This is a genomic window from Enterobacter sp. 725m/11 (assembly GCF_011683705.1).
Lineage (GTDB): Bacteria > Pseudomonadota > Gammaproteobacteria > Enterobacterales > Enterobacteriaceae > Enterobacter > Enterobacter bugandensis.
Genome location: NZ_JAAQOK010000055.1, coordinates 1 through 21,395 on the forward strand (window position 1 = coordinate 1; position 21,395 = coordinate 21,395).

The following is a 21,395-nucleotide window of genomic DNA, read 5'->3' on the forward strand; positions in this document are numbered from 1 at the left end:
AGTGGGGGAGGAGGCCGGGGGAGGAGGCTAAAATCCCCTCTCCCGCGAGGGAGGGGGGATAAAATATTACTGTGCTTCTGCCAATTGACGGTCACGGCGGCACTTAAACACCCAGCCGATCAGCAGCAGAACGATCCACGCACAGCCCACGTACAGGGAAATGCGGGTATCCGGATGGTAGCCAATCAGGCCAATGATAAACACCAGGAAGATCAGCCCGACCACGGTCGTCGCCACCCCGCCCGGCACCTTAAACTTCAGCGCTTTCGCCTCATCCGGCGACAGACGGCGGCGGAAGGCAATCTGCGACAGCAGGATCATGATCCACACCCACACGGTCGCGAAGGTCGCCAGGGACGCAATCACCAGGAAGACGTTCTCCGGCATGATGTAGTTCAGGTAAACCGAGAACAGCAGCGCTACGGTCATCACCACCACCGTCACCCACGGCGTGCCGCGGCGTGAAGTTTTGGCGAACACCTTCGGCGCGCTGCCCTGCTCCGCCATGCCGTGCAGCATGCGGCCCACGCCAAAGACGTCACTGTTGATGGCCGAAAGCGACGCGGTCAGCACCACAAAGTTCAGAATGCTGGCAGCAAAGGCAATGCCCATATGCTGGAAGGTCAGGACAAACGGGCTACCGTTAGTGCCTACCTGGTTCCACGGGTAGATGGACATAATCACGAACAGCGTACCCACGTAGAACACCAGAATACGCATCGGTACCGAGTTGATGGCGCGCGGAATGGATTTCTCCGGATCTTTCGCTTCCCCGGCGGTGATGCCGATAATCTCGATGCCGCCGTAGGCGAACATTACCATCTGTAGCGACATCACCATCCCGAGCCAGCCGTTGCTGAAGAAGCCGCCGTTGCTCCAGAGGTTATGGATGCCGGTCGGCTGGCCGCCGTTGCCAATCCCCCAGATGATGATCCCGAAACCCGCCACAATCATGATGATGATGGTCGCGACTTTGAAGAAGGAGAACCAGAACTCCAGCTCGCCGAACACCTTCACGCTCATCAGATTGACGGCGCAAATGAGCAACACCACGCTCAGCACCCAGATCCAGTGCGGCACCGCCGGGAACCAGACGCCCATGTAGATGCCGAATGCGGTTACGTCGGCAATCGCCACAATCAAAATTTCGAAGCAGTAGGTCCAGCCGGTGATAAACCCGGCCAGCGGGCCGAGGTTTTCCTGCGCGTAGCGGGAGAAGGAGCTGGCAGACGGGTTGTGAACCGACATTTCGCCGAGAGCCCGCATGATGATATACGCCGCCACGCCGCCGATGATATAGGCCAGCAGCACGCTTGGACCGGCCATTTTGATGGCATCTGCCGAGCCATAAAAAAGACCGGTGCCGATAGCAGAGCCCAGCGCCATAAAGCGGATGTGGCGCGTGCTCAATCCACGTTTAAGTTTGTTAGTGCTTTCCATTTAAATCTTGCCATTCAACACGAAAAAAACAAAAAACCACGGGGCCTTAAGCCCCGTGGTTAAACAGTTTGTTGCCGTTGATTAATGAGCGTTCGATGTGACCTGACGCCCTGCAGCACGGTCCCAGATAACCGCCAGAACCAGTGCAACAACGGTAGGCATCAGCCAGGCCAGGCCCTGCTCGGACAGCGGCAGACGCTGTGTCCAGGCTGGCAGAATTTCAGCGAACGCTGATGCTTTAATCCCGTCAAGGATACCAAAAATCAGGCTGATAAACATGGCTGGCGCAATAATTCGTGAGGAGTTATGCCACCACGGACGGGTGAAGCTCAGCACCACCAGCACGATGCACGGCGGATAGATCGCCGTCAGCACCGGAATAGAGACCTGAATCAGGTGGCTCAGACCGAGGTTAGACACCGCCATGGAGAAGATACCGAGAATAAACACCAGGGTACGGTAAGAGAGCGGCAGATACTGCGCAAAGAACTCTGCGCAGGCGCAGGTCAGGCCAACCGCGGTTACCAGACACGCCAGGAAGATCAGCGCCGCCAGCAGCATGCTGCCCGCCCCACCGAAGGTGTGCTGAACGTAAGCGTGCAGGATAGCCGCACCGTTCGCGTTCTGATCAACCAGCATCGCGCTGTCAGAGCCCAGGCGGAACAGCGCCAGATACAGCAGCGTCAGGCCCACACCGGCCATCAGGCCAGCCCAGATGGTATAACGGGTCAGCAAACGCGCTTCGGTCACGCCGCGGGAACGCGCGGCGTTAACGATAACGATACCAAACACCATCGCGCCCAGCGTATCCATCGTCAGGTAGCCGTTCACAAAGCCGTTAGAGAACGCGGCGTTTTTATAGGCATCCATCGCGTCGCTAATCGGGCCGGCTGGCCAGATGATGGCCGCCACGGCCAGCACGATCAGCGCTACAATTTTCAGCGGCGCCAGGAAGTTACCTACCGTGTCCAGCAGCTTGCCCGGATAGAGGGAAACCAGAATCACGATGGCGAAATAAATCAGGCTGTAGATGAACAGCGGCATCGCGCCGTCGCCGGTCAGCGGGGCGATGCCCACTTCGAAGGAAACGGTCGCGGTACGCGGGGTGGCAAACAGCGGACCAACGGCCAGATAGCAGACGGTAGCCAGCAGAACGCCAGCCACTTTGCCAATCGGGGTGCTAAGGCTATCCACGCCGCCACCGACTTTCGCCAGTGCGATAACGGTCAGTACCGGCAGACCCACGGCAGTAATCAGGAAACCGAACGCGGCGGTCCAGACGTGTTCACCCGCCTGTAAGCCAACCATTGGAGGGAAAATGATGTTGCCTGCGCCAACGAACAGCGCAAATGTCATAAAGCCCAGCGCGATAATGTCACGCGATTTTAAGTGATGGGTCATAAAACCTTACTGCCTGTGGATGTGGTGTTGAAAACGTTGAGATTTTTCGATTTCCCTGACGGGACGATACAGCCGAAAATTTGCTCAATTTCAGCGGGAAATGCTCCCGTCCTGGCGTGGAGAAGAATAGTTTTTCGATTTACCACGCAAATACAGTCGGTCTGACAGTATCTGGGGGGCAATTTAAACGCTTATAACGTTTAAAGGCAAGGAGGGATCGCAAAACCAGAACAATATGCCAGTATGAAAACGCGCACCAGAACAATGCGCTAATTATAGGAAAAACCCATGGCTAATCATGCGAACAAAAAACAGCCAACCGTATAAAATTCACACGCGTTTCGCTTGACTGCAAAGCAAACGGGCCAGCGATGGCTGACCCGTGGAAAGGTAAAATGACACGCCTGCCGTCAGGCGCTCTTTTTGGCAATTAATCGTTCCGGGATAACGAAACTAAAGCGGGTTCCCTTACCCAGGGTACTCTGGATATCAAGACGGCTTTCATGGTGATTCACCGCGTGTTTCACAATCGCCAGCCCCAGGCCGCTCCCCCCCGTCTGCCGCGATCGCGCTTTATCCACCCGGTAGAAGCGCTCGGTCAGGCGCGGAATATGCTCCGGGGCGATCCCCGGCCCGTTATCCTCCACGCTAAACTCGGCGCCTGCCGGCGTATGCTGCCAGCGCACCACGATATCCGTTCCTTCCGGCGTATGGTTTACCGCGTTGTACACCAGGTTGGAGATGGCGCTACGTAGTTCATCCTCGCTGCCCAGCACCTTCAGCGTGTTGTCGACGTCAAAGGTCAGCTGATGTTTTTTATGGCTTAACGTCTGCGCTTCACGCTCGACGACGCGCAGCATCATTGGCACATCAATGGTGTCATTCAGCGCAAGAGAAGGCGCCGCTTCAATCTTTGACAGCGTCAGCAGCTGCTTCACCAGCCCTTCCATACGGTGCGTTTGCTCGCGCATCGTATGCAGCGCTTTTTCACGCGGCGCGCCTTCCAGGGTTTGCTCCTGCATCATCTCCAGGTAGCCCTGCAGCACGGTCAACGGGGTGCGTAGTTCGTGGCTGACGTTGGCGAAGAAGTTACGACGCGCCCCTTCCAGCTGGTGCATCTGGGTGACGTCGCGCGCCACCATCAGCCACTGGCGATCGCTGTAGGGCATCACGCGGATTTCCAGATGGCGACCGTTATTCAGCTTCAGATTGTGGGGACGGGTGAAATCACGCTTTTTCAGATACAGCGTGAACTCGGGATAACGCAGAAGGTTAAGGATGTTCTGACCATTGTCGTCCGGCCAGCGCAGACCCAGCAGCTGTTGCGCAAGCCCGTTACACCAGAAAATAGTTCCTTCTTCTGTCGTCAAGATCACCGCATCCGGCAGCGACTCTGCGCCGCTGCGAAAGCGTTTGATCAGGCTTCCCAGCTCGCGGCGACGCTTTTTATTACGCATCTGCATCTGGTGCAGGCCGTACAGCAGCGGCTCCCAGCTGCCGCTTCCCGGCGGCGGGGTCATACTGCGGTCCACCCACAGCCACCAGGAGAGACGCAGCAGGTTCCAGAAATGCCAGGCTAACAGCCCGGTGACCGCCGCCAGCAGAAACCACGGCAGATGCCCAAGTAAGGCCCCCAGAAGAAGGGCCGGAATACAGCATAAGATCAGTTCAAAGACGAGCCTTTTCCATGACAGACGTTCCAGCACGCGTCACACTCCTGTCATTATTCAGAAACGGGTCGAGAAACGATAACCCGTACCGCGGACCGTCTGTACCATGCGATCGTGGCCGCTCAGTTCCAGCGCTTTTCGCAGGCGGCGGATATGTACGTCAACCGTCCGGTCTTCGACATACACGTTAGTTCCCCAGACGTTATTCAGCAACTGCTCGCGGCTGTAAACGCGTTCCGGATGGGTCATAAAGAAGTGCAGGAGTTTAAATTCGGTAGGCCCCATGTCGAGGGGATTTTCGCCGGTCATCACGCGGTGTGACGTTGGGTCAAGGCTGAGGCCCTGCATCTCGATCACCTCTTCGACCGCCATCGGGGAAATACGGCGCATGACGGCCTTAATGCGGGCAACCAGCTCTTTCGGGGAGAAAGGCTTGGTAATGTAATCGTCCGCGCCGGTCTCCAGACCGCGCACGCGATCCTCTTCCTCTCCGCGCGCTGTGAGCATCACCACCGGGATGTCGCGGGTCAGCGCTTCACGCTTCAGATGTTTGATAAACTGCAGTCCGGAGCCGCCGGGCAACATCCAGTCAAGCAGAATCAGATCGGGCCAGGGTTCATTCAGCTGGTTCACCGCGCTGTCATAATCTTCCGCTTCAACCGGCTGGAAGCCATTTTGTTCGAGCACGAAGCACACCATTTCACGAATTGGAGCTTCATCTTCTACGACCAGAATACGTCTCGCCATACTTTGCCCTGTCTTATCTTATTTAAGTTACAAGTTTGTAATGCGGCGCCATTATGCGTCAGATTTATGACAGATTTATGAAAAACAGTACCACTATAAATGGCAAACTGTTGTTTTATTACAGCGGTTATTTTCCTTTCCCTGACAGTTTATAATCGCCCGCATCGTTTTTCGCCACGGATCTCCTATGCGCATACTTCACACCTCGGACTGGCATCTGGGTCAAAATTTTTACAGCAAAAGCCGTGCGGCTGAACATGAAGCGTTCCTGAACTGGCTTCTGGAAACGGCCCAGGCGCACGAGGTGGATGCCATTATTGTGGCGGGTGACATCTTTGATACCGGTTCGCCGCCGAGCTATGCGCGTGAACTGTATAACCGCTTCGTGGTGAACCTGCAGCAGACCGGCTGTCATCTGGTGATTGTCGCCGGTAACCATGACTCCGTCGCCACGCTCAATGAATCCCGCGACATCCTGGCGTTTCTCAATACCACCGTGGTCGCCAGCGCCGGGCACGCGCCGCAGATCCTGAAAAAACGCGACGGGTCGCCGGGCGCGGTACTGTGTCCGATTCCCTTTTTACGTCCGCGCGACATCGTGCAAAGCCAGGCGGGACTGTCGGGCGCGGAAAAGCAGCAGCATTTATTGCAGGCCATCACCGACTATTATCACCAGCAGCACGCGGAAGCCTGTGCCCTGCGCGGTGAACAGGCCATTCCGGTCATTGCCACCGGGCACCTCACTACCGTCGGGGCCAGCAAAAGTGACGCAGTCCGCGAGATCTATATCGGTACGCTGGACGCCTTTCCGGCGCAAAACTTCCCGCCCGCGGACTACATCGCGCTCGGGCACATTCACCGCGCCCAGGTCATCGGCGGCTGCGAGCATATCCGCTACTGTGGCTCCCCTATTTCGCTCAGCTTCGATGAAACCGGAAAAGCCAAATCCGTGCATCTGGTGAGCTTTAATGAGGGCAAACTCAGCGCCGTCGAGACGCTGGAAGTGCCGGTCACCCAGCCGCTGGCGGTGCTGAAGGGCGATCTGGCTGCCATCACCGCCCAGCTTGAGCAGTGGCGCGGCGCTGAGCTTAACCCGCCCGTCTGGCTGGATATTGAAATCACCACCGATGACTACCTGCACGATATGCAGCGGAAAATTCAGGCGCTGACCGAAGAGTTGCCGGTTGAGGTGCTGCTGGTGCGCCGCAGCCGCGAGCAGCGCGAGAAAATTCTGCTCGGTGCCCAGCGCGAAACGCTTAGCGAATTGCGCGTAGAAGAGGTATTCGAGCGCCGACTGTCGCAGGAAGAGCTCAATGATGCGAAGCGCGTCAGGCTCAACGAGCTGTTCAGCCATACTCTGCACGCCCTCAATGACGAGGAAGAAAACGCATGAAAATTCTGAGCCTGCGCCTGAAAAATCTCAACTCCCTCAAGGGCGAGTGGAAAATTGTCTTCACTGCGGAGCCTTTTGCCAGCAACGGCCTGTTTGCCATCACTGGCGCAACCGGCGCGGGTAAAACCACCATGCTCGATGCCATCTGCCTGGCGCTCTACCACGAAACCCCGCGCCTGAATAAGGTCTCTCAGGCGCAAAACGATCTGATGACGCGCGATACCGCCGAGTGCCTGGCGGAAGTGGAATTTGAGGTGAAAGGCGTTGCCTATCGCGCATTCTGGAGCCAGAACCGGGCGCGCAACCAGCCGGACGGGAACTTGCAGGCACCGCGCGTGGAACTGGCCCGCTGCGAGGATGGCAAGATTCTGGCCGATAAGGTGTCGGATAAACTGGAGCAAACCGCGGCGCTCACCGGGCTGGACTACGGCCGTTTTACCCGCTCAATGCTGCTCTCGCAGGGGCAATTTGCCGCCTTCCTGAATGCCAAACCGGCTGACCGCGCAGAACTGCTGGAAGAACTCACCGGCACCGAAATCTACGGCCAGATTTCCGCGATGGTGTTTGAGAAACACAAAGCCGCCCGCAGCGTGCTGGAAAAATGCGAGGCGCAGGCGGCGGGTGTCGTGCTGCTCAGCGAAGAACAACAGCAGCAGTTGCAGCAAAGTTTGCAGGCACTTACTGACGAAGAGAAAACCCTGCTGGCCCAGCAGCAAAGCCAACAGAAAAATTTTCAGTGGCTTACGCGTCATGACGAGCTCGTGCGGGAGCAGCAGCGCGTTACCGCCCTGCAGCAGCAGGCGCAACAGGCGCAGGCGAACGCGGCGCCGGAACTGGCAAAACTCCAGCTTGCCCAGCCCGCCGCCCAGCTTCGTCCGCTCTGGGAGCATCAGCAGGAGCAAACCGCACGTCTGACGCAAACCCAGCAGCGAATTAACGAAGTAAATACTCGCTTACAGACCAAAACTGCACTGCGCGCTCGGATCCGCAATACCGCCCTGCGTACCCATGAGCGGCTACAGGCCGAACTGACGGCGCTGGGACAGTGGCTGGCGGAGAATGAGCGTTATCGCCTGCTGGGCCAGGAAATTGCCGGCTGGCGCGCCCAGTTCTCACAGCTAAACCGTGAAAAAAGTCAGCTCGTCGCGCTTGCTGCGCGGATGACTGAGCTACGTCAGAAGCTGGCTGAGATGCCGGAAAATACGCTGACGCTGACGGCGGATGAGGTCAGCGCGGCCATGGAGCAGCAGTCCCGGTCCCGTACGCTGCGCCAGCAGCTGACGTCGCTGCATGCCCGCTATCAGCCGCTGCAAAAGCGCCTGAGCCAGAACGGTGAAAGCGTGCAGAAAGCCCAGGCGGAGCAGAGCAAGCTCAATGAAACCCTGGCGCTGCGCCGCCAGCAGTACAAAGAGAAACACCAGCACTATCTGGACCTGAAAGCCCTGTGCGAACGCGAAGCGACGATTAAAAATCTGGAAAGCTATCGCTCACAGCTTGAGGCAGGCAAACCCTGCCCGCTGTGCGGCTCCCACGAGCATCCTGCCGTGGAGACCTACCGGTCGCTTGAGCTGACGGATAACCAGCGTCGCCGTGATGTACTCGAAAAAGAGGTCGCCGCGCTTAAGGAGGAAGGCCTGCTGGTGCTGGGACAGGTTAATGCCCTGGCTCAGCAGATCCAGCGTGAGACAGACGAAGCGCAGGCCTTGTCTCAGGAAGAGCAAGCGCTCACTAAAGCGTGGCTGGAGGCATGCGCGTCTTTGAATATCGCATTGAATATTCAGGAGGATATCGCGCCATGGCTGAACGAGCAGGAACACTACGAGCGCCAGCTTTACCAGCTCAGCCAGCGTCTGAACCTGCAAAACCAGCTGAACGAGCAGGAAGCGCAGGAACGCCAGTATCAGCAGCAGCGCACCGCAACGCGCCAGGCGCTGGAACATACCCTTCTCGCGCTCTCGCTTAGCGTTCCCGAAGAGGGCAATGAAGCCGACTGGCTGCACGCCCGCGAAGCGGAATTTGCCCACTGGCAGGAGAAGCAAACGCAGCACGGCGTGCTTCAGGAACGCGTGAGCGCGCTGAAGCCGCTGCTCGACACGCTTCCGGCAACACACGGTGAAGAGGCTGAACCGGCCATTCCTGATGACTGGCGCGACATCCACAATGAATGCGTGTCGCTGCAAAGCCAGCTCGCCGCCCTGCAGCAGCAGGAGGCGCTGGAGCGCGAGCGCCTGCAGCAATCGCAGACGCAGTTCACCGCGGCGCTCTCCGCAAGCTGTTTTGCCGATCGGGATGCATTCCTTGCCGCGCTGCTGGATGACGATGCTATTCGCCGCCTCGAACAGCTGAAACAGTCGCTGGAAAACCAGATACAGCAGGCCGCGGCCCTTTCCGGCCAGGCTAATCAGCAGCTGCAGGCGCACCTTGCGCTGCGCCCGGAAGAACTTGACGCGGATGCGTCTACCCTGCAAAGCCAGCTGCAGCAGCTGGCGCAACGGCTTCGTGAGAACACCACGCATCAGGGCGAGATCCGCCAGCAGCTTAAGCAGGACAGCGATAACCGCCAGCATCAGCAGGCGTTAATGCTGCAAATTGAAGAGGCCGCGCGCCAGACCGACGACTGGGGCTATCTCAACGCGCTGATCGGCTCCAGCACCGGCGACAAGTTCCGCAAGTTCGCTCAGGGGCTGACGCTGGATAACCTGGTCTGGCTCGCAAACCAGCAGCTTAACCGCCTGCACGGCCGTTATCTCCTACAGCGTAAGGCCAGCGAGGCGCTGGAGCTGGAAGTGGTCGACACCTGGCAGGCCGATGCGGTGCGCGATACGCGCACGCTCTCCGGCGGCGAGAGCTTCCTGGTGAGCCTTGCGCTGGCGTTAGCGCTTTCTGACCTGGTCAGTCACAAAACGCGGATTGATTCCCTGTTCCTGGATGAGGGATTCGGCACGCTCGACAGTGAAACGCTGGATACCGCGCTGGATGCGCTCGACGCGCTGAACGCCACCGGGAAAACCATCGGGGTGATTAGCCACGTCGAGGCGATGAAAGAGCGCATTCCGGTGCAGATCAAGGTGAAGAAGATCAACGGACTGGGGTATAGCAGGCTGGACAGGGAGTTTGCGGTGGGGTGAGTGTTGGGTCGATTCGGTCTGGTGCCCTCTCCCTGGCCCTCTAAACATCAAAAACGGCAACGCAAGTTGCCGTTTTGCGTTTATTGCGGCCATAACCACGCCGCGCCGCGCACGCCGCTGGAGTCGCCATGGACGGCTTTGCGGATCGGGGTTTCGCACTCGCCGCCGAAGACCCACTGTTTCAGCAGATTTGGTACCGTGGCGTACAGCCGGTCAACGTTGCTCATGCCACCGCCGAGCACAATCACGTCCGGATCGAGAATGTTCACTACGTGCGCCAGCGATTTCGCCAGACGCATTTCGTAGCGGCTAAGCGCCAGTTCGGCCACCGGATCCTGTTCTTCCACCAAACGCATAATCTCGTTCCCCTTGAGCGGCTGGCCGCTCAGGCGGTGGTAGTCGGTTGCAAAACCGGTGCCGGAGATAAAGGTCTCAATACAGCCCTGCTTGCCGCAGTAGCACGGCACCTCGGCGCGGTATTTGAGTTCATCTTCATCCATCCACGGCAGCGGGTTGTGCCCCCACTCACCCGCCGTGCCGTTGCCGCCGATATGTGAACGTCCGCCAAAGGCCACGCCCGCGCCGCAGCCGGTACCGATAATCACCGCAAACACGGTCTGCGCTCCTGCGGCTGCACCGTCAACGGCCTCTGAGACCGCCAGGCAGTTAGCGTCATTCGCCAGACGCACTTCCCGGTTCAGACGCTGGCTCAAATCCTTATCAAACGGCTGACCGTTGAGCCAGGTAGAGTTGGCGTTTTTCACCACACCCGTATAAGGCGAAATGGAGCCGGGGATCCCCATCCCGACCGTGCCCCTCTCGCCCGTCGCCTGCTCGGCCATATCAACCAGCCGGGCAATCGTCTCGATCGTCTGGTGATAATCATCGCGCGGCGTCGGCAGACGGTGGCGGAACAGCTGTTCCCCCTGCTCGCTTAATGCGATGACTTCTGTTTTGGTGCCGCCCAAATCAATCCCAATACGCACAAGACTCTCCTCATTATTTTGATTATCAACAGAGTAGAAGCACGCTTCCCGATTAGCAATGCAAGCGATGCGACAATTCGTTATCATGCCCGCTGATTTAACGACAAGGCCGTGGAAATTATCATGCTGTGGTTCAAAAATTTGATGGTTTACCGTCTCAGCCGCGACGTCTCGCTGCGCGCAGAAGAGATGGAAAAACAGTTAGCCGCTTATAGCTTTTCCCCTTGCGGTAGCCAGGATATGGCGAAAACCGGTTGGGTTCCGCCAATGGGTTCACAAAGCGATGCACTGACCCACGCCAGCAGCACGGGTCAAATCATCGTCTGCGCCCGCAAAGAAGAGAAAATTCTGCCCACGCCGGTGGTTAAGCAGGCGCTTGAAGCAAAAATTTTCAAGCTGGAAGCCGAGCAGGGCCGCAAGCTGAAGAAAACCGAAAAAGACTCGCTGAAAGATGAAGTGCTGCACTCTCTGCTGCCGCGCGCCTTCAGCCGCTTCAGCCAGACGATGATGTGGATCGATACCGTTAACGGGCTGATCATGGTGGACTGCGCCAGCGCCAAAAAAGCGGAAGATACGCTGGCCCTGCTGCGTAAAAGCATCGGCTCTTTACCGGTCGTACCGCTGGCGCTGGAAACGCCGATTGAGCTGACCCTGACCGAGTGGGTCCGCAGCGGTACCGCGGCGCAAGGTTTCCAGATTCTGGACGAAGCCGAGCTGAAAGCCCTGCTGGAAGATGGCGGCGTGATCCGCGCGAAAAAGCAGGATCTGGTGAGCGACGAGATCGCCGTACACATTGAAGCGGGCAAAGTGGTCACCAAACTGGCGCTCGACTGGCAGCAGCGCATTCAGTTCGTGATGTGCGACGACGGTTCCGTGAAGCGTCTGAAGTTCTGCGACGAGCTGCGCGATCAAAACGAAGATATCGACCGGGAAGATTACGCCCAGCGCTTTGACGCGGACTTTATCCTGATGACCGGCGAACTGGCCGCGTTAATTCAGAATCTGGTGGAAGGTCTCGGCGGCGAAGCGCAGAGATAATTTCCCCTCACCCTGATCCTCTCCCCTAAGGGGAGAGGAAAGACGATTATTTCAGGTAGCGGCACAGATAAGAGGTCGGTTCAGCGACCTGCAAATGAAATTCGCTGTGGCCAGGGACGTTGAAAACTTGCCCGGCAGCGTAAACTTTCCATTCCGTTTCACCCGGCAGTAAGACGTTCAGCGCGCCGCTGACCACCGTCATCTCTTCCGCTTCCGCCGTGCCAAAGGTGTATTCCCCTTCAGCCATAACGCCCACACTGGCGCGGCCAGTGCTGCTGCTGGTAAAACCGATGGATTTCACTTTACCGGAAAAGTATTCGTTACTTTGAAGCATGAACTGGCCCTTATATTAAGAGATAAAAATTCACTATAGGGGCCATGCTCATCACCTGTCACGCAAAATCATTACGTCAGAAGTTCTGAGGCCAGGCGAGCCATCAGAACGTTGGATAACAGCACCGGCACGTCCAGCGCCTTTTGCAGTAAATCCCGGTGATGCTGGTGAAAACCAAGACAGTCCAGAATCAATACATCCGCCCCTCTCTCCAGCAGCTCCTTCCCGGCAGCAATGAGTTTAGCCTCGCTGTCCCAGAAGGGGTTTGCCAGCGCATACAGGGGCGTTTTTTCGAGCACGTGCCACTTTGCTTCCTGGTTGTCCATAAGCTCCTCGATGGGCACAATGACCCCCACCTGATGCCCGTCAACAATGGAGGCTACCAGCGGAGGAATAATGCGCATCGGCTCAAGCAAAATCGCATTGCGCGCGATGAGCCCCTTAATGGGGGCGGTGCTCATCAGCAAAATAACGTCATATTGCTGATTATCGAGTACTTCTATTACTGCCTGCAGCGAACGCTCAATTTTCTGCCGAGAAACATGCGCCAGTTTACCGTCGCTTAATAACGTCGCCAGGGGATCCTCCCCCGCCTCTACAGCGTAGTCTTCCATGACCTCTTCCCGGCTCATCTTACCCAGCAGGCTGAGATGCGTGATCTGTTGTTCAGATACATGCTCGGTTAAGAGCGGTAACACTTCGCTTACAGGGACCACACCAATGGTGAGGATCGCCAACGTTGCCTTCATCTTCTTCGCCTTCCATCACTACAAAAACGTATACACAGGTACAGGCTCTCTACGCTGTACAGTTCGTTTTTTCAACAAAACAGCACCAAGCGTAGCAGGCGATCTCTGCCCTGAAATGTAAAGATCGCCTGCCGATAACGGAGCTACCTGTAATAACTAAATATTAACTCCTGCTTAACATTTGCGATGAGTAAAAAGTGTGATTCAGGCACGGTATTGGAGCGTTTAGGAAAACATTCACGACTTTTCGGGATCTTCGTAGCGCCGTTTGGCATCCAGCGCTTCCTGTTCAGTCTCATGTTCACTGATCAGCGAGTCCGGTTTGGGGTGATCGGCACGCAGCTGATACCAGGTGACGGTCTGGTCGCCATTGCCTTTTTCAACGGTAACAATACGTGCTTCGCGCGGATAGGGAGGTCTGGTTGGCATAGCTCATCCTTTTTTTATGTCTGAGCTATCAGTATAGACGGCGGTTAGCTGGCACACGCCAGACGCAGGGCGGTAATAATCTGAATTACCACATCTTCCGGGGCCGCAGAGGCATCCACAACATGGTGTGCCGCTTCACGGTAGAGGGCATCACGCTCGGCCAGCACTTCGCTCACCTCTTCGCTGAGCGGTCGTGACGTCAGCGCCGGGCGTTGTCCCTCTTCAGGAAATGCTTCAAGTCGCCCTACCAGGGCCGCCACCGGCGCGCAGAGATAGATCACAATGCCTTTTTCGCGCATAAAGTGACGATTACATTCGGCCAGAACAATACCGCCTCCCGTCGCAATGACGGCTGACGGCGTGGTGACCGCTTTCAGCGCGGCCGTTTCGCGGGCGCGAAAGCTTTCCCATCCCTCTTGCTCCACGATGTCTGCGATGGTTTTGCCGGCCTCGGTCTGCAGCCAGTGGTCGGTATCAACAAACTGACGATGACATGCGCGTGCCAGTTCCACGCCAACGGTGGTTTTCCCACAGCCGCGGGGGCCAACTAAAAAGATGGGTTGGGTCATAGCCAGGTGTTCCCCTTGATGCCGAATGGCTGAAGAGCGTAAAGAAATAATTGCAGAAGATGTGTCGAATACTTTACTGCAAAGCGGTACGGGATGACAACCCTGTGGAGGCCACACTGTACCACATATTGACAATAATTATCATTACGCCGTACGGCGCTTCACTTCCAGCAGCCATTTATCCAGTTCGGCAGCAAACTGCTGGCGATCGCGCTGGGACAGGCTGTCCGGTCCACCGGTCTGCACGCCGCTGGCCCGCATCGTATCCATAAAATCACGCATAGTGAGTTTTTCCCGGATGGTTGAAGGCGAATAACGCTCGCCGCGCGGATTGAGCGCCGCCGCCCCTTTCTCCAGCACTTCCGCCGCCAGCGGAATATCGGCGGTGATGACCAGATCTTCCGCGCTGCACAGACGAACAATTTCATTATCCGCCACGTCGAACCCGGCCGGCACGCGGAGGGAGCGGATGAACCGCGAAGGCGGGACGCGAATATTCTGGTTCGCCACCAGCGTCAGCGGCATCTGAACGCGCTCGGCGGCGCGGAATAAAATCTCTTTAATCACATTCGGACACGCGTCCGCATCAACCCAAATCGCCATGTTGTCTCCCCATAATGACTCTGCCGACTATTGTCGCCTGCATTTCGTTGTTAAGCTATCAATCAGAGAAAACAACGCATAATGACGGAGAATCATGATGGACAAGAAAATCGGGTTTATCGGCTGCGGTAACATGGGCAAAGCCATCCTGGGCGGCCTGATCGCCAGCGGGCAGGTTCTGCCGGGTCAGATTTGGGTTTATACCCCGTCACCGGATAACGTCGCCGCGTTGCGCGATCAATACGGGATCAACGCCGCCGAAAGCGCGCAGGAGGTGGCCCAGGTTGCCGATATCGTCTTTGGTGCCGTTAAGCCGAACATCATGATCAAAGTGTTAAGCGACATCACCTCCAGCCTGAATAAAGAGACGCTGGTCGTGTCGATTGCCGCAGGCGTGACGCTCGATCAGCTGGCGCGCGCGCTGGGCCACGATCGTAAAATCGTCCGCGCGATGCCGAATACCCCCTCACTGGTCAACGCCGGTATGACCTCCGTCACCCCTAACGCGCTGGTGACTTCAGAAGAGGTGGCGGACGTGCTAAACATTTTCCGCTGCTTCGGCGAGGCGGAAGTGATTGCAGAATCCATGATCCATCCGGTGGTCGGCGTGAGCGGTTCAGCCCCCGCGTACGTTTTCATGTTTTTAGAAGCGATGGCGGATGCCGCCGTGCTTGGCGGTATGCCGCGCGCGCAGGCGTATAAATTCGCCGCGCAGGCAGTGATGGGCTCCGCCAAAATGGTGCTGGAGACCGGTAAACACCCGGGTGAACTGAAGGATATGGTCTGCTCCCCGGCCGGTACCACCATCGAAGCGGTGCGGGTGCTGGAAGAACGCGGGTTCCGTTCTGCGGTTATCGAAGCGATGGCAAAATGCATGGAAAAGTCAGAGAAGCTGAGTAAATCCTGATGTCTGGCCGGGCGTCAGGCGGCCACTTCGGTGCGGCCGCGCCCGGCATTTTTCGCCTTATACAGCGCCACATCTGCCGCCTTCAACCATTCCCGATAGTGTACAAACTGCGGCCCCCAGGGGGCCACGCCCACGCTGATGCGCAGAGGCTCCTTCGGTGCGCAGGGTAACGACAGCGTTTCCAGCCGCGCGTGAACCCGCGACATGACGGCGATGGCGCTTTCAGCGGCCGTCTGGGACATAATCACCGCGAACTCATCCCCGCCAAACCGGCCTATCGCATCGCCTGACCGTACCGACATCTGAAGCTGGCGGGTAATGGCCACGATGGCCTTGTCGCCTGCGTCGTGCCCCCAGGTATCGTTGATGTTTTTAAAGTGGTCGATATCAATCAGCAATATCGTGGCGGTGCAGTGGCTCCGGCGACAGTGCTCAAATTCATTGCGCAGCAGCATTTCCCAATGTCGGCGGTTAAAGACCCCGGTCATACCGTCACGGGTGCTCATCATTTCCAGCCGCCGCTTATGTTCCGTCAGCCTGACGGCCGTTCGATGGCTAAGCCAGGCAAACAGCATGGGATAAAGCATAAGGACAGGAAGCGTTAAGCCCCACTCCAGCGCCCCCGGATTAAAGGGCTGCGCTCTGCCAGCAAGCGGTAACGTAAGCAGCGCAGTAAGCAGGGTGAGCACGATCCCCGCGATAAAAAGGCGGCAGCCGCCAGAGCCCATCATGTTCATCCCCACCATCATCACCAGCGCCGCAGTGGGTAATACATACATCCCCATCACGCCGATCCAGACCCCGGCGATAACGGCATCCATCTTGAGGTTAAAAATTTCCTGCTGATGAGGTGAAGCGGCGCGGCAGGATAACTGCCAGGCAAAGTGCGGCCAGATGAATGCCCACCCCACCAGCAACAACCACCAGCCGCCGGGTAAAAAATGGCTGACCAGAATTTCCGCCACCGGGACAAACATCGCCGCCAGCCCGACAACGCGCGCCAGCCGGGCTCGCCTGGCAAACTGGGTGCCGGTACGGTGAGGGTCATCCTGAGAAAGGGTTAAACTCCACTCTTCCCGAATGCGCTTTTTGTAGTAATAAATGTCATCATTCATCATTTTTGGGAATATTCTGAAACATTTTCCCAAATTATAGAGAGGGGGACTGCGGGGAAAGTATGAAATTTCGGGTGAGCCGCCGGAGCCGCTCACCCGTTAGAACTACACTTTTTTCTTCAGGCAGGCACTCATGAACTTGCTGCGATCGTCGCCCTTGAGTGACTGTTCGGTTGCTTTCGCATTACACTCGCGCATTTTTTGCTGCTGCGGCGTCAGGCTTTTTTCGCCGGGTTTCGCGGCGCCGTTTTTCAGGCAGTCGCTCATGTAGGTTTTACGTGCATCCCCCTTCAGACTCTGGGACGTCGCCTGTTGATTACAGGTGGTCATGCGTTGCTGTTGCGGCGTTAATGTTTTTTCTTCCGCGTTCGCCGAGGAGATCAGGAACAGGCCGGAGAGCAGAGTAACCAGTAATGTTGTTTTCATTGCACCATCCTTTTGTGAACATTCCCTGTAAGTCTGGTTCGTGACAGGAAAAAAACCACCCGGCAGATGTGATTTCGGCCGGGAATTTATCATTTCAGTTCCAGCACGCAGGAATTGACGGTATTGGCCTAAATGGCCGGGGTAATTAACAGGGAATGTAACGCGCTAAAAAGCGCGCTCTGTTTCAATTTATTTTCTTCATGTACAAATACAAAAATAAAACAGAGCGACTCCAGGCATCCTGCATGACAATCCTATGACATGTCAGTAACGGCTTAACTGCGCGGATGCCTCAACAGCTTCTTTACGTATTGCTGCAGCAACTCGGCATCCTCTGGCGGAACCTGCGTATCGGGCCGCGCCTTATCCAGCGCTCCTTCAATGCTTTCAATTAACGCCTGCTGATCCGATGTTGCCATCTGCCGCAGCAGCGCGGTGACAACTATTTCCAGCGCTTCGACCTGGGCGACCAGCTCTTTCGACTCCTCTTCCTTTTGTGCAAGCTTAACCAGCAACTCAGCAATGAGATTTTTCATCGTGCTATTTCCTTATGGGATTTCCTCTGAAATTAACACCAGGAATGAAATATGCAAAGCGGAGAAAAGTATTATCTTATGCAAAAGTGACATTGCCGCCAAATTAGCGCAGCGATCTTTTCAGCGAAACGTTTTTCTATAAAAAAACGTCGCATTTTGTTATATAAAAATGCGGCTACCATAAGAATATATAATACATCTGCAAAAAGGTTATTTCGCTGATTTCGCTTCCGCTATTTGTCTGCGGCGACGCAGGGCAATAGCCAGCTGGATAATATTGATTAAAACGACAATCGCCGTCGCGGCAAATACCCAGCGAAAACCCGCCATTGCAGAAACGGACGCACCAATAAGCGGACCGGCGACGTTGCCTAAATACATAAACGACTGGTTATAGCCAAAAATACGTCCCGTGACCTGATCGCTGGAATATTTGACCAGCAATGTCTGTACGGCGGGCAACATAGCGCCATCCGCAAAGCCGAGTAAAAACCGCAGCACGCCCAGCTGAAGCGGAGAGGTAACAAACGACATGGCGAAAAAGAGCACCACCGCAAAAATCAGCGTCGCCATCAGGATGCGCGCCGTGCCGATCCTGTCGCCCAGTTTTCCCAGACGCGGGGCAGAGATCAGCGCGGAGACGCCCGGCACGGCGGCAATCATGCCGCTGAGAAAGGCGATATTGTTGCTGTCCGGCTCCATCGACTTGATAAACAGCGCCAGAATCGGGCCGACCGAACCGTTGCAGAGCTGGATCACCATGGTGGTGACAAACAGGCTAATTACGAGTCCCGGGTATGGCAGCGAGGCGAAGACGGCCTTACCGCTCAGGCGCTCAGATTTACTGATAACGGGGCGGCCCCCCTCTTTGATAAGAAAGAGCGTAACCAGAAAGCTGATCACCAGCAGGATTGCGGTGATGATGAATACCGCGCGCAGACCGACATGGTCAGCCAGAAAGCCTCCCAGCAGCGGGCCGCCGATAACGCCGCTGATCTGGGCGGTGGAGAGCGTACTCAGCGCCCAGCCGCTGCGCTCGCGCGGCACTTGAGAGGCAACCAGCGCCATGGCGTTGGGAATATACCCGGACGTCAGCCCCATCACCGCCCGCAGGAAAAACAGCTGCCAGACGTTGGTGGCGAAGGCCTGGAGCAGAATAGCAATCGCCATCCCGAGGGAGGCGCGCAGCAGCATCAGCTTGCGCCCTTTCCGATCCGCCAGGCTGCCCCACATCGGTGACACAATGGCGGAGACCAGAAACGTGACGCTGAACGTCAGCCCGGACCACATGGACAGCGCTTCGTGGGAGCTGACCCCCAGCTGTGACACGTACAGCGGCAGGAACGGCAGGATCTGGCTGATGGCAAGCCCGGTGAAGAAGCAGCCGAACCAGACCGAGATGAGATTAACTTTCCAGGATTCCATACAGAAATAGTCTTCATTTTTAGGCGAATTCGCCGTCAGATTAGCAAGTTACGCGTCTTAACGTCGCACCAGAGATGCGGCCTCGCTGACTTTGGTGTTTTATCTTCCCAGTCATCATATTTGTGAAATAAGTCACAATTCATCCATTTTCTGGCGGAAGATTATGCTTCAGCGGCAGAGACCAAAGCCGCGCATTCCCAGATGAAAATGGCTGGCGTGCGCCGCGTTATATTCCGGCCCAAGACCGTTTCCGTAGTAACCGCAGCTTGCCGCCAGCAGAGCCTTCAGCCAGGGCTGCGTTCTTGCCGATTTCCAGCCGTTAAGTACCGTAACGCGCTCTCCGTTCGCCAGCCGAAAAGCGGCGATATCCAGCGCCTCTGCCGTGGCATGCTCGCTGCGCCGCGCATCGGGCCGGTGGTAGATATTGCGGCAGGCAAAGCTGCCGAGGTGCTCAATGCGCGTCAGTTCACTGCCGGTAAAGCGTTTAGTCAGGGGCCGGGCCTGCTGGCTGACAAACAGGGCTGAGCTGAGCGCCAGCGGACAGCTGGCAAGAAAACTGCCGTTCAGGCTCACCGGGCCAAAGTCACGCACGCGCACGACGTTGTTCAGCGGGCATTCCCCGCCGCTGTCAGCGACCGCCTGCGTGCGGATCAGTTTTTTTTGATTAGCCTGCGCTAACAGGCTCGCGCAGGCTTCGGGCGTTAAGCGTCGCAGCTTATATTGGGTAATGCGGCCAGGCGGGTCGTCCAGGTTCAGCGGCGTGAAAGGGTTGTAGTAAGACGGCAGCCAGCGATAGCCCGCCGTTGCGATTGCCCCAAGGATGAAAATGGTCAGCAGCGTTTTTCCTTTCACTCTCCCCCCTCACTGTTCCCCAAAACATTATGGCAGAAGGCCGCGAAACCCGCAGGGCATCGTGGTATGTTATTGGCTTTTCGTCAGACTGGAAGAGAGTGAGATGGCAAAGCAGCGCGTAGGTATTGTCTTTGGGGGAAAATCAGCGGAGCACGAGGTGTCATTGCAATCGGCTAAAAATATCGTCGATGCGATCGATAAAAGCCGTTTCGACGTGGTGCTGTTGGGCATTGATAAACAGGGCCAGTGGCATGTTAACGATGCCAGCCAGTATCTGCTGAATGCCCACGATCCGGCACACATCGCCCTTAATCCTTCGGAAATTAGCGTCGCCACCGTACCCGGCGTCGTGAAGGGTCAGCTCATCGACGCCGGCAACGCGCAGGCTCTCGCCCAGATCGACGTAGTCTTCCCCATCGTGCACGGCACCCTCGGCGAAGACGGTTCCCTGCAGGGAATGTTACGCATGGCCAACCTGCCGTTCGTGGGCTCGGACGTGCTGGGCTCCGCCGCCTGCATGGACAAAGACGTCACCAAACGCCTGCTGCGCGATGCCGGGCTGAATATCGCGCCGTTCGTGACGCTCACCCGCGCCAACCGCGACAAGCACAGCTTCGCGCAAATTAGCGCTGAACTGGGTCTGCCGCTGTTTGTGAAGCCAGCCAACCAGGGCTCCTCCGTGGGCGTAAGCAAAGTCACCACCGAAACAGAGTTCACGCAAGCCGTCCGTCTGGCGTTTGAGTTCGACCATAAAGTGGTGGTTGAGCAGGGGATCAAAGGCCGCGAAATTGAGTGCGCGGTGCTGGGCAACGATTTCCCACAGGCCAGCACCTGCGGTGAAGTGGTCTTAAACAGCGACTTCTACTCGTACGACACCAAATACATTGATGATAAAGGCGCCCAGGTTGTTGTTCCTGCGGAAATCGATCCGGCCATCAACGATAAGATCCGGGCGATCGCCATTCAGGCCTATCAGACGCTCGGCTGCAGCGGCATGGCGCGCGTGGACGTGTTCCTGACGCCGGAGAACGAGGTGGTGATCAATGAAATCAACACGCTGCCGGGTTTCACCAATATCAGCATGTATCCAAAACTGTGGCAGGCCAGCGGGCTTGGCTACTCTGAGCTGATCACCCGCCTGATCGAGCTGGCGCTGGAGCGTCATGCCGCCGACAGCGCCCTGAAAAGTTCCGTTAACGGCTAATCGGCACCCTTAGCCGTCTCCTCCGCTGTCGTCTCTTCCGGACGGCGGCGGATTATCAGCCCTGCCAGCCAGAAACTGATTACCCAGGTCACCAGGCCCACGGCATAGGTTTGCCAGCCTTTCGCTTCAAATCCCAACAGCCCCACGACGCCGTTAAGAATAAAGATCAGCCCGATAGCAAAGGCGTAGTAGTGCCAGTCACGGCGAAGTTTGGACGTGAGCTTCATAACAACTCCGGCAGGAAAAAAAGACATCCTCTCACAGTTTCACCGCCAGGTCTGTGGCAGATGCGGAAATTCTGAAATGCGGTGCAGTTTCATTTAAGTTAACAAATTGTGACATGCTGCAGAAATCAACAATCCAGGAGAAATCCTGAGCGAAAATTACCACGATTCTGATATTGACAAATGCGATGACCTGTCAAACTCACCCCGTAAGACGCG

At 56.8% G+C, this 21,395-nt stretch carries 21 protein-coding genes; 5 read left to right on the forward strand and 16 right to left on the reverse strand.

From position 1 onward, the window contains the following. Positions 1 to 66 precede the first annotated feature (66 nt). From proY to phoB, 4 genes are all read right to left on the reverse strand, one after another. The gene (gene proY, locus HBA26_RS19245; RefSeq protein ID WP_028012135.1) at positions 67 to 1,440 is read right to left on the reverse strand and encodes a proline-specific permease ProY; all 1,374 of its coding nucleotides are present in this window, start codon (positions 1,438 to 1,440) and stop codon (positions 67 to 69) included. Positions 1,441 to 1,521: 81 nt separating this feature from the next. Further along, positions 1,522 to 2,841 (reverse strand): branched-chain amino acid transporter carrier protein BrnQ, encoded by a 1,320-nt coding sequence (brnQ, locus tag HBA26_RS19250; protein WP_028012134.1) that lies wholly within the window; start codon positions 2,839 to 2,841, stop codon positions 1,522 to 1,524. 410 nt (positions 2,842 to 3,251) lie between these two features. Next, positions 3,252 to 4,547: a phosphate regulon sensor histidine kinase PhoR gene (gene phoR, locus HBA26_RS19255; protein ID WP_047363942.1), complete on the reverse strand. Its 1,296-nt coding sequence runs from the start codon at positions 4,545 to 4,547 to the stop codon at positions 3,252 to 3,254. A gap of 21 nt (positions 4,548 to 4,568) precedes the next feature. Then, the gene (gene phoB / locus HBA26_RS19260; RefSeq protein WP_008503265.1) at positions 4,569 to 5,258 is read right to left on the reverse strand and encodes a phosphate response regulator transcription factor PhoB; all 690 of its coding nucleotides are present in this window, start codon (positions 5,256 to 5,258) and stop codon (positions 4,569 to 4,571) included. A gap of 187 nt (positions 5,259 to 5,445) precedes the next feature. On the opposite strand from phoB, the gene sbcD reads away from it, so the two are divergent. Then, positions 5,446 to 6,651 (forward strand): exonuclease subunit SbcD, encoded by a 1,206-nt coding sequence (gene sbcD / locus HBA26_RS19265; protein ID WP_126345127.1) that lies wholly within the window; start codon positions 5,446 to 5,448, stop codon positions 6,649 to 6,651. After that, on the forward strand, positions 6,648 to 9,779 hold the full coding sequence (gene sbcC / locus HBA26_RS19270; protein ID WP_166720991.1) for an exonuclease subunit SbcC: 3,132 nt from the start codon (positions 6,648 to 6,650) through the stop codon (positions 9,777 to 9,779). Before sbcD ends, sbcC begins: the two co-directional genes overlap by 4 nt. A gap of 80 nt (positions 9,780 to 9,859) precedes the next feature. Here sbcC and mak read toward each other — a convergent pair whose 3' ends face one another. Continuing rightward, a complete protein-coding gene (gene mak, locus HBA26_RS19275; RefSeq protein WP_063155368.1) occupies positions 9,860 to 10,765 on the reverse strand; it encodes a fructokinase in 906 nt (301 codons plus the stop codon). A 123-nt stretch (positions 10,766 to 10,888) separates the two neighbouring features. Between mak and rdgC the strand changes: the two genes are divergently transcribed. Then, positions 10,889 to 11,803, forward strand: a complete 915-nt coding sequence (rdgC, locus tag HBA26_RS19280) for a recombination-associated protein RdgC (protein WP_014882739.1) — start codon at positions 10,889 to 10,891, stop codon at positions 11,801 to 11,803. A gap of 46 nt (positions 11,804 to 11,849) precedes the next feature. Here rdgC and ppnP read toward each other — a convergent pair whose 3' ends face one another. The 5 genes from ppnP to HBA26_RS19305 all read right to left on the reverse strand — a co-directional run bounded on the left by ppnP (position 11,850) and on the right by HBA26_RS19305 (position 14,487). Continuing rightward, entirely contained in the window at positions 11,850 to 12,137 is a 288-nt protein-coding gene (ppnP, locus tag HBA26_RS19285) for a pyrimidine/purine nucleoside phosphorylase (RefSeq protein ID WP_008503270.1), read from the reverse strand. A gap of 71 nt (positions 12,138 to 12,208) precedes the next feature. Continuing rightward, positions 12,209 to 12,886, reverse strand: a complete 678-nt coding sequence (locus HBA26_RS19290; protein WP_028012129.1) for an AroM family protein — start codon at positions 12,884 to 12,886, stop codon at positions 12,209 to 12,211. A 237-nt stretch (positions 12,887 to 13,123) separates the two neighbouring features. Further along, on the reverse strand, positions 13,124 to 13,315 hold the full coding sequence (yaiA, locus tag HBA26_RS19295) for a protein YaiA (protein WP_003859135.1): 192 nt from the start codon (positions 13,313 to 13,315) through the stop codon (positions 13,124 to 13,126). Positions 13,316 to 13,359: 44 nt separating this feature from the next. Further along, positions 13,360 to 13,884 carry a shikimate kinase AroL gene (aroL, locus tag HBA26_RS19300; protein ID WP_028012127.1) on the reverse strand — a complete coding sequence of 175 codons (525 nt, stop codon included), beginning with the start codon at positions 13,882 to 13,884 and terminating at the stop codon, positions 13,360 to 13,362. A gap of 144 nt (positions 13,885 to 14,028) precedes the next feature. Then, the gene (locus tag HBA26_RS19305) at positions 14,029 to 14,487 is read right to left on the reverse strand and encodes a YaiI/YqxD family protein (RefSeq protein ID WP_010428006.1); all 459 of its coding nucleotides are present in this window, start codon (positions 14,485 to 14,487) and stop codon (positions 14,029 to 14,031) included. A gap of 97 nt (positions 14,488 to 14,584) precedes the next feature. Here HBA26_RS19305 and proC point away from each other — a divergent pair, with 97 nt between their 5' ends. Then, positions 14,585 to 15,394, forward strand: coding sequence for a pyrroline-5-carboxylate reductase (proC, locus tag HBA26_RS19310; RefSeq protein WP_041911103.1), 810 nt, complete (start codon positions 14,585 to 14,587; stop codon positions 15,392 to 15,394). A gap of 14 nt (positions 15,395 to 15,408) precedes the next feature. Here the strand turns inward: proC and adrA are convergent, their stop codons facing one another. The 5 genes from adrA to HBA26_RS19335 form a co-directional block, all read right to left on the reverse strand. Next, the gene (gene adrA / locus HBA26_RS19315; protein WP_166720992.1) at positions 15,409 to 16,512 is read right to left on the reverse strand and encodes a diguanylate cyclase AdrA; all 1,104 of its coding nucleotides are present in this window, start codon (positions 16,510 to 16,512) and stop codon (positions 15,409 to 15,411) included. 102 nt (positions 16,513 to 16,614) lie between these two features. Then, positions 16,615 to 16,935, reverse strand: coding sequence for a phosphate starvation-inducible protein PsiF (gene psiF / locus HBA26_RS19320; protein WP_041911105.1), 321 nt, complete (start codon positions 16,933 to 16,935; stop codon positions 16,615 to 16,617). 275 nt (positions 16,936 to 17,210) lie between these two features. Continuing rightward, positions 17,211 to 17,471 (reverse strand): anti-adapter protein IraP, encoded by a 261-nt coding sequence (gene iraP / locus HBA26_RS19325; protein WP_028012123.1) that lies wholly within the window; start codon positions 17,469 to 17,471, stop codon positions 17,211 to 17,213. Between the two features lie 210 nt (positions 17,472 to 17,681). Beyond that, on the reverse strand, positions 17,682 to 18,896 hold the full coding sequence (locus tag HBA26_RS19330; RefSeq protein ID WP_041911106.1) for a multidrug efflux MFS transporter: 1,215 nt from the start codon (positions 18,894 to 18,896) through the stop codon (positions 17,682 to 17,684). Between the two features lie 168 nt (positions 18,897 to 19,064). Then, complete coding sequence (locus HBA26_RS19335; protein ID WP_166720993.1) at positions 19,065 to 19,748, reverse strand: extensin family protein; 684 nt, start codon at positions 19,746 to 19,748, stop codon at positions 19,065 to 19,067. Positions 19,749 to 19,851: 103 nt separating this feature from the next. Between HBA26_RS19335 and ddlA the strand changes: the two genes are divergently transcribed. Then, entirely contained in the window at positions 19,852 to 20,952 is a 1,101-nt protein-coding gene (gene ddlA, locus HBA26_RS19340) for a D-alanine--D-alanine ligase (protein WP_126345134.1), read from the forward strand. Here the strand turns inward: ddlA and HBA26_RS19345 are convergent. Beyond that, positions 20,949 to 21,179 carry a DUF2754 domain-containing protein gene (locus HBA26_RS19345; protein WP_028012119.1) on the reverse strand — a complete coding sequence of 77 codons (231 nt, stop codon included), beginning with the start codon at positions 21,177 to 21,179 and terminating at the stop codon, positions 20,949 to 20,951. The genes ddlA and HBA26_RS19345 overlap by 4 nt on opposite strands. Positions 21,180 to 21,395 lie beyond the last annotated feature (216 nt).